Source organism: Variovorax sp. 20P10.2.4 (assembly GCF_058244205.1).
Map to the genome: position 1 here is coordinate 1 of NZ_JBZAYE010000810.1, position 2,851 is coordinate 2,851.

At 69.0% G+C, this 2,851-nt stretch carries 3 protein-coding genes; 2 read left to right on the plus strand and 1 reads right to left on the minus strand.

All coding sequences use genetic code 11. From position 1 onward, the window contains the following. Positions 1–432: 432 nt before the first annotated feature. Together infA and dbpA are read left to right on the plus strand one after the other, a co-directional pair. Positions 433–708 carry a translation initiation factor IF-1 gene (gene infA, locus AC27VN_RS37900; protein WP_093351558.1) on the plus strand — a complete coding sequence of 92 codons (276 nt, stop codon included), beginning with the start codon at positions 433–435 and terminating at the stop codon, positions 706–708. 146 nt (positions 709–854) lie between these two features. Further along, positions 855–2,261: an ATP-dependent RNA helicase DbpA gene (dbpA, locus tag AC27VN_RS37905; protein ID WP_490879991.1), complete on the plus strand. Its 1,407-nt coding sequence runs from the start codon at positions 855–857 to the stop codon at positions 2,259–2,261. Here dbpA and AC27VN_RS37910 read toward each other — a convergent pair. Next, positions 2,236–2,851: MATE family efflux transporter (locus AC27VN_RS37910; RefSeq protein ID WP_490879992.1), on the minus strand; the 616-nt coding region annotated here is incomplete at its 5' end. The two genes, dbpA and AC27VN_RS37910, sit on opposite strands and share 26 nt — an antisense overlap.

Sequence of the window (2,851 nt, forward strand, 5' to 3'; positions counted from 1 at the left end):
AGCCCGCGGCGGCCTGAGGGCTTTCAGCTACTTTTTTGATAGCAATATCGGCCGATTTGTCACGCGTTCGCGCCAGTCCCGGCCGAAACCTGAGCAACAGTCATGCCAGTCCGGTTACAATGCCGGGTTCGTTTCGATACTACGACGAAGTCTTTTCTCGTCACCCCACCGGTTGGCCGATTGGCACCGAGGCCCCCTGAACCCGATTTGAAATCCCCGGGTTCCGCACCTCCCCCGCCAGGCACGCCGGTTTTTGCCGTGTGTTGGAGCGCCAGTTCCGGCGCCCATGATTGCCACCACGGTCTTCGTTCATGTTGAAGCGAGCAGAGCGCGTCCCCGCTGCGCCGTGTGTGTCGGCCGGCCGTCGCGCCTGAAACCAAACACGACGGATTTCATTCATATCCAACAGACAACGAAGATTCGAGGTAAAGCATGCCGAAGGAAGAACTGATCGAAATGAACGGCGCAGTGACCGAAGTCCTGCCCGATTCGCGCTACCGCGTCACGCTCGACAACGGTCACCAGCTGATCGCCTACAGCGGCGGCAAGATGCGCAAGCACCACATCCGCATCCTGGCGGGCGACAAGGTGTCGCTGGAACTCTCGCCCTACGACCTGACCAAGGGCCGCATCACGTTCCGTCACCTGGAACGCCGCGGTCCTCCGCCGTCGGGTCCCGGCGGCAACAACGGCGCCCAGCGCCGCTGAACGAGCGGCACGCGCCGACCGTCGCAGCCCCCGAGGGCCTTGCAGCACTGTCGCCCCGGCGGCGGGCTGCAAGGCCCTGATTTTTTTCCTCCCCACGTCTTTCCACCGTCTCTCACGCCTCCGCCGGGCTTGCTGGCGGCCACGCCATGACCACCACCTCCCCCGACGATTTCGCCACCCTGTCGCTCGCGCCGCAGATGCTGGCCAACCTGGCGCAGCTCGGCTACGCGCGCATGACGCCGATCCAGGCCGCGAGCCTGCCGAGCGCGCTGCTCGGCAAGGACCTGATCGCCCAGGCCAAGACCGGCAGCGGCAAGACCGCCGCCTTCGCGCTGGCGCTGCTGGCCAACCTCAATCCGCGCCGCTTCGCGGTGCAGGCGATGGTGCTGTGCCCGACGCGCGAGCTGGCCGACCAGGTCACGACCGAGATCCGCCGGCTGGCGCGCGCGGAAGAGAACATCAAGGTGGTCACGCTGTGCGGCGGCGTCGCGCTGCGCGGGCAGACCGCGAGCCTGGAGCACGGCGCCCACGTGGTGGTGGGCACGCCGGGGCGGATCATGGACCACCTCGAGCGCGAGAACCTCACGCTCGACGCGCTCAACACGCTGGTGCTCGACGAGGCCGACCGCATGCTCGACATGGGCTTCTTCGACGACATCGTGACCGTGGCGCGCCAGTGCCCGAAGGAGCGCCAGACGCTGCTGTTCTCGGCCACCTACCCCGAAGGCATCGCCAAGCTCGCGCAGCAGTTCATGAAGGACCCGCAGCAGATCGCGGTGCAGGCCCAGCACACGGGCAGCGCGATCCGCCAGCGCTGGTACCAGATCAAGGACGGCGAACGGCTGCACACCGTGAGCCGGCTGCTCGACCACTTCCGTCCGGCCAGCACGCTGGCCTTCTGCAACACCAAGCAGCAGTGCCGCGACCTGGTCGACGTGCTGCAGGCGCAGGGCTTCAGCGCGCTCGCGCTGTTCGGCGAACTCGAGCAGCGCGAGCGCGACCAGGTGCTGGTGCAGTTCGCCAACCGCAGCTGCTCGGTGCTGGTGGCCACCGACGTGGCGGCGCGCGGCCTGGACATCGCGCAGCTCGAGGCGGTGATCAACGTCGACGTGACGCCCGATGCCGAGGTGCACGTGCACCGCATCGGCCGCACCGGCCGCGTCGGCCAGCAGGGCGGCGCCGAGGGCCTGGCGCTGAACCTCGCGAGCATGGACGAGATGGGCTTCGTCGGAAAGATCGAGCAGCTGCAGGGCCGCGAATCCGAATGGCACGAACTGGCCGAGCTCACGCCCGGCCAGGGCGCGCCGCTCGCGCCGCCGATGGCCACGCTGCAGATCGTTGGCGGGCGCAAGGAGAAGATCCGCGCCGGCGACGTGCTGGGCGCGCTGACCGGCGACTGCGGCTATGCGAAGGAGCAGGTCGGCAAGATCAACGTCAACGAGTACTCGACTTACGTCGCGGTCGAGCGCGGCATCGCCGCCGAGGCGACGCGCAAGCTCAACGACGGCCGCATCAAGGGCAAGAGCGTCAAGGTCCGGCTGCTGGATCTCTGAGGTCGCCCGCGAGCGCCGCGGCACCGCCGGCCGCCGAGGTCGGCGCGACCGGTGCGTCGAGCACCGGCACCGCGTCTTCGGGCGGCGCCGGCGCGATGTCCTCGCGCAACGCCAGCCGGTTCGCGAGCCGGAACGCCACCGTCACCGCGAGCACGCCGAAGATCGAGGCGCCCACCGCCTGCCCGATCAGCACGCCGGCCGCGCCGTACTGCGCGCCCCACCAGACGAAGGGCACCGTGCCCACGGTCGCGCGGCCCCAGTTGAAGACCGTCGACAGCAGCGGATGGCCGAGGTTGTTGAACGAGGCATTGGCCACGAACAGGCCGCCCGCGAAGAAGAAGCTGGCCGCGAGCCAGCTGCAGAACAGCGCGATCAGCTCGGCCGAGATGCCGTCGGCCGAGAAGGCGCGGATCAGGACGTCCTGCCCCAGCGCCAGCACCGCCCAGGCCACCGCCACCGACACGCCCATGACCAGCAGGCTGTCGCGCAGCCCCTGGCGCACGCGCCGGTACTGCCCGGCGCCGAGGTTCTGCGCCAGGATCGGCCCGACCGCGCCGCTCAGCGCATAGACCAGCCCGAAGGCCACCGGG

Bases quoted from the DNA above. Each gene is read 5' to 3' on its own strand.
- infA (WP_093351558.1), top strand. From the start codon at position 433: ATGCCGAAGGAAGAACTGATCGAAATGAACGGCGCAGTGACCGAAGTC.
- dbpA (WP_490879991.1), top strand. From the start codon at position 855: ATGACCACCACCTCCCCCGACGATTTCGCCACCCTGTCGCTCGCGCCG.